This is a genomic window from Candidatus Margulisiibacteriota bacterium (genome assembly GCA_018822365.1).
In the GTDB taxonomy this organism is placed as follows: Bacteria; Margulisbacteria; WOR-1; order O2-12-FULL-45-9; family XYB2-FULL-48-7; genus XYB2-FULL-45-9.
Genome location: JAHJKL010000018.1, coordinates 1 through 4,548, shown reverse-complemented (window position 1 = coordinate 4,548; position 4,548 = coordinate 1). Strand labels below are relative to the sequence as shown.

At 47.9% G+C, this 4,548-nt stretch carries 5 protein-coding genes; 4 read left to right on the top strand and 1 reads right to left on the bottom strand.

The window, feature by feature from the left end; all coding sequences use genetic code 11:
* Window positions 1–132 precede the first annotated feature (132 nt).
* The 4 genes from KKF06_01220 to KKF06_01205 all read left to right on the top strand — a co-directional run bounded on the left by KKF06_01220 (window position 133) and on the right by KKF06_01205 (window position 4,087).
* Complete coding sequence (locus tag KKF06_01220; protein ID MBU1616386.1) at window positions 133–657, top strand: DNA-processing protein DprA; 525 nt, start codon at window positions 133–135, stop codon at window positions 655–657.
* A 257-nt stretch (window positions 658–914) separates the two neighbouring features.
* The gene (locus tag KKF06_01215) at window positions 915–1,088 is read left to right on the top strand and encodes a hypothetical protein (GenBank protein MBU1616385.1); all 174 of its coding nucleotides are present in this window, start codon (window positions 915–917) and stop codon (window positions 1,086–1,088) included.
* 517 nt (window positions 1,089–1,605) lie between these two features.
* Window positions 1,606–3,342: a hypothetical protein gene (locus KKF06_01210; GenBank protein MBU1616384.1), complete on the top strand. Its 1,737-nt coding sequence runs from the start codon at window positions 1,606–1,608 to the stop codon at window positions 3,340–3,342.
* A 16-nt stretch (window positions 3,343–3,358) separates the two neighbouring features.
* Window positions 3,359–4,087, top strand: coding sequence for a methyltransferase domain-containing protein (locus KKF06_01205; GenBank protein ID MBU1616383.1), 729 nt, complete (start codon window positions 3,359–3,361; stop codon window positions 4,085–4,087).
* A gap of 205 nt (window positions 4,088–4,292) precedes the next feature.
* Here the strand turns inward: KKF06_01205 and KKF06_01200 are convergent.
* Window positions 4,293–4,548, bottom strand: a 256-nt coding sequence (locus KKF06_01200) for a hypothetical protein (GenBank protein ID MBU1616382.1), incomplete at its 5' end; no start/stop codon positions are given.

The following is a 4,548-nucleotide window of genomic DNA, read 5'->3' as shown; positions in this document are numbered from 1 at the left end:
ATATTAAGGGTGATTTTTTGCCTCCTCCGCGCCCTACGCCGTCCCGACTCAATATTCCTCGTCGGGACGGCTCCGGGTGACAGGGGCGAAAAAATGCTATTGGCATGACATCTTTTTTTGGAGGTGTCGCTTATGGTACGTGTCGTTGGCTTCATTGGTTCCCGCTCCTTGCCCGCTTCTTTTTCTCCTCTTGTTTCTTCGGCCGTTTCCCTCTTCCTGGCTCGTGGTTTCCGGGTTGCTTCCGGTGGCGCTTCGGGGGCTGATTCATTCGCCCTCTCTGCCTTGCTCCGGCAGGGGGCCGCTTCTTCCGGGGTGCTTTTCTCTGCTTGGTCTTCTGCTTCCGGCTTTCCCGCTTCGGTTCGTCCCCAGGTCAGCCAGTTTCTTGCTTCCGGCGGCCAGGTCGTTTGGGGTTCTGCTTTGCCCGGCGCTTCCCGCCAGCAGGTTGTCTCCGCGCTTTTGGGCCGCAACCGGCGGCTGGCCTCTTCCTGCTCGGTTCTGGTGGCTTTCCTCTTCGGTCCATCCCGTGGCTCCCTCTTTACGGTGCGTCAGGCGGTTAGCCGCGGTGTTCCGGTGGTGGTTATCCTTTGCGGGGGTGGGGCCGCTCTCCCCCCTGATTTGGCCTCTCATTGCTTCGTTTTTTCCGTTTCGAATGTTTGATTATTTAATTTTGTTTGGTGTTTGTCTCTTGTTTCTTGGTTATTTATTAAAAAAGGAGGTGCTTTAATGGCTATTTCAGTTTTGTCTCCATGTCTGCAGTGCGGCAACTTGCTGCCAGGTGTAAGGTGTCGTCCTCACAATCGGACCAGATGCGCCCGGTTTCTCAACTATGTTCAGTCTCTTAGTAAAAACCGCGCCCACCATATTCTGATCAAAGAATTGAAAGAATTAATTAATAAATAGAGGAGGTGTTTCAGATGAGAAGATGTTCTGTTTGCCGGGCATTGCTGACCCCTTGCAACGAGGGGCTTGATCATATCGGTTTCGAGCCGTACACGCTCAACCGGGTGGTCTTTATTTGCCAGGGTTGCTTGAATTCGATCCAAAATCAGATCGAGTATGGCATATCTTACCAATATGCCGAGGTTTGATCCCACCAGGCCCGCTTCCTTTCACCAAAGGGGAGCGGGCCATTTTTTTGGTTATTTTAAAAAGGAGCTGGTAAAAATGGGTGAGTATATTAAAAACATTGCGACCGGGGAAGAGATAAAGATCGGGGTCATGGATGGGATCCCGGGGTTGATCCGAAAAGATTTCGCTATTCCTGTCCCTTTGGGCGATTCTAAACAAATTTTGCCTGCGATTGTTGTGAAGTTTTGTTTAGCCTTCCCCAGGAGTTGATAAATAAAGCCCTGGAGCAAATGAGGCCGGAACAACGAAATTATCTTGCTCCTTTGCTAAAAGCGAGACTCTGATCCAAAAGGGGGCGTCAGCGCCCCCTTTTTTATGGTCGCCGGTAAAAAAAGACGCTTTTTGGTGAAATTATGTCAAATACTGAACGACAACATTATGATGAAAATAGACAGAACAACGCATCAGAAACAACGACCCATTTCCTTAAGCAATCTTGTGGATGTGCTTGGGCATGCCAGAAAATTGTTTAGGAATATGCCTCCTAACTCGACCTTGTTAAATGTTCATGAGAATATTCATGAGGTCATCCAGGGGCTTAATTTTCGCAACATCCAGGTCTATTCGCCGACAGGAGAGGGGAAATGGGAAAGACGCTTTGTCTCCTCCGCCTGGGGAGCGAATGGAGAAAGCAAATACGATCCTCATAAAGGTGGGGCAGAGCCGCAGACAACTTTAAAGAGTGTTATTGATGGCGATAAGCGAGCATATGTTGTTGATATTGCCGACCTTTCAACTTTTACCAGGCAGGGATTGGTTGCCGATTCCGCTTCGATTGAGAATGATCTAAAGTGTTCAACCGGTCCAACAGGCATGATCTTTATTAAGATTGTTTCTCCCATCTCAAGGGAAGTTATCGCGGTTATCCAAATCCATAATCGAGTGACGCCGGGAGAGGCGAGCGTTCCCGGTGCACTTTTGCCTAAAAACCTGACGGAAGCGGAAAGGGTTTTGACCCAATTGGAAGCTATTTTTGATGAGGCGGCATTGGCGATCGAATCGATACGCCAGCGGGAAGCCTCCGCCCCCCCTCCGCGGAGATTGTTTAGCTTTGACGCGGCGAAAATGCTGTCCGAGGATGGTCTTTATAATCCGAACGGCGATATCCCTTATCCAAGAAATGAGCGGGAATTTTCTCGTGTCTTGTCCAGACTTGTCGACAATAGGGGGCGATTCCCCGGAGATTCCGACCCTTTAATCGTCAAAATCAACGGCGAACCATTCTTTTCCCCGGATGTTTCCGGCACAACTCATGTTTCTTTGAAAAGACGGGGAGAGGTTTTCCGTTCCGAAGATTTTTCCCCCCGCGCCCACGCGCGGGGAAAAGAGAGTGGACTAATCTTTGTTGCCGATCTGATCACGCAAATTGCCACTTATGACGCTTATGGGGTAATGGGATGCAGTTACGATCGCGACCGCTATTACGCGAAAAGATTTTTCGCTTCAGAGAACACTCCTTTTATTTGGCATGGAGGACTTCCGGTCTCCTTTGCCGCCCTCCAGAGGTTTAAGGCTACATTTCAGGATAAAAGATTGTTTTACACTTTTATTCATTTCACTATGACCATGGGGGAGTACCAAAAATATGGATTAACGTATTATTCAGTGCGGGAAGCTGTGACCAGTCTTTTTCTCCATAATTTATGGGGGAAGCTGCCGAATCTTATGATTGACGCCAATGGGAAGCTTAAAAACGAACAATTGGTGATGTGGGTCGCCGCGCATTCCGGCCGGTTTCCGGTCTGGCATGCGTTTCAGCGCGGTTTTGGCAGTGTCCGCAACCCCGAACAGAATAGGGAACTGGCCGGACAGATCATTCATGATATTCATCAAAGAATAACCCCGGAAGCGGAGGTTAAAAGCCGACAGCTCTCCTATGTTGGTCCAATAGACAGTGGAGATAAGGAGTTGATTGCCGCCGTTGATGTCGGTGTTTATCCTCCGGCCAATCGTTATGCTTCCGAAAATAACCGAGTTGTTTTTTCGCAGGATGAGCATCGACTGCCAAGAAAAACTTTTGAGCCATGGTTAAAAGCGATCGGAGGAGAAGAGGGGATTATCAACGGGAATGCCCTGTATATGTTGGGCCAGCTTGATCCCATGATCATATTGCGAGCTAAAATAAGAGAAGAAGCTAGAGATCGGGAGGGAAAAGTTGGCAGGGTAGAGGACCTATTGAATAGATTAAGAAGTATTCTAATCAAGGGGGAATAGTATGATATCGAAAGCAATGACTTCAAGGTTGGCAAGAATAGTTCTTCCAAAAGATTCCACTTTTTGGCGGGTCTATTCGCCGATCATTAAAATTTTGGCTGATTCCAAAGAGCATCAAATTATCCGATCGAAGATAAACCATTGGCTGCGGCTTGAAAAAAAGGATAATGTTTTAGAAGTTGGTTGCGGCAAGGGGGTCTGGCTGTCTGAAGTCGAGGGCCTGGTTTCCACCGCGGTTGGCCTGGATGCGGAGAGTAAAATGCTGGAAGGAGCGGCGGCCAATGTTCAACGGGCTAATCTGGTATTATCGGACCTTAACCAGCCATTGCCATTCAGCGATGGTTCGTTTTCTAAAGTAACCAGCATTTTAGTTGAAGGTTACTTGCGCAACAGAGAGCTTTCCTGTGCTGAAAAGTTCCGTGTGCTTGCTCCGGGTGGAATGCTGGCGGTCGTTACGCCAAAGAAGGGGGCAAGTTTTTTTCGGGTGCTGGTCGCGGAGGCTAAACATCGACGGGCGGAGCAGGCGGTCGTGGAAAGGGGAAATATTCGTCGTTTGCTTCTCGGTGTTACCGCTTCGCTCCTTTTTGGTAAAATGGCCGAACTAAAAGCGGTAGTTGGCGAATGGCATTTTTATGAAAAGGATGAGCTGGTTAATATGTATCGCGAAGCCGGCTTTGAAGTTGTCGCTTGCGAGTCCGTGTATGCCAATCAAGCTTGGTTGCTTATTGCCAGAAAGCCTTCCTAAGGTCTATAATTCAATCCGGTTGATCCTAAAAAGGGGGCTGTTTTATCCTTTTACTGGTGTATATTATTTTTGTCGCGGTTGGGACGATCCTCGCCATAGCTACTCACAACATAAAGCTTCTTTTCCCCTTTTTTGCCGTTCTTGGAAACTCTTCTCTCGGTCTGGTTATTTGTTTAAAGAATCGAAAAAGTCTTATTAACATTTCCTACGCGCTTTCCGCTTTTGTTGCGGTCTGCTGGACTATTGCGATTTCCTTGTATAGCGAAGCCGGAACAGTCCATGAGGCATTATTTTGGAGCAAAGTTGCAGGGGCTTTTTCCGCTTTTATTCCCGTTCTTTTTTTATATTTCTTTTCGGTTTTTCCGAATGAGGATTCCCCGCCAAAAATAAGTTCGGTTATCGCCTGGTTTAGTATCGCGATATTTTTTGCCGCCCTTTCTTTTACCAGATGGATAGTATTT

Bases quoted from the DNA above. Each gene is read 5' to 3' on its own strand.
- KKF06_01220 (MBU1616386.1), top strand. From the start codon at position 133: ATGGTACGTGTCGTTGGCTTCATTGGTTCCCGCTCCTTGCCCGCTTCT.
- KKF06_01215 (MBU1616385.1), top strand. From the start codon at position 915: ATGAGAAGATGTTCTGTTTGCCGGGCATTGCTGACCCCTTGCAACGAG.
- KKF06_01210 (MBU1616384.1), top strand. From the start codon at position 1,606: ATGCCTCCTAACTCGACCTTGTTAAATGTTCATGAGAATATTCATGAG.
- KKF06_01205 (MBU1616383.1), top strand. From the start codon at position 3,359: ATGACTTCAAGGTTGGCAAGAATAGTTCTTCCAAAAGATTCCACTTTT.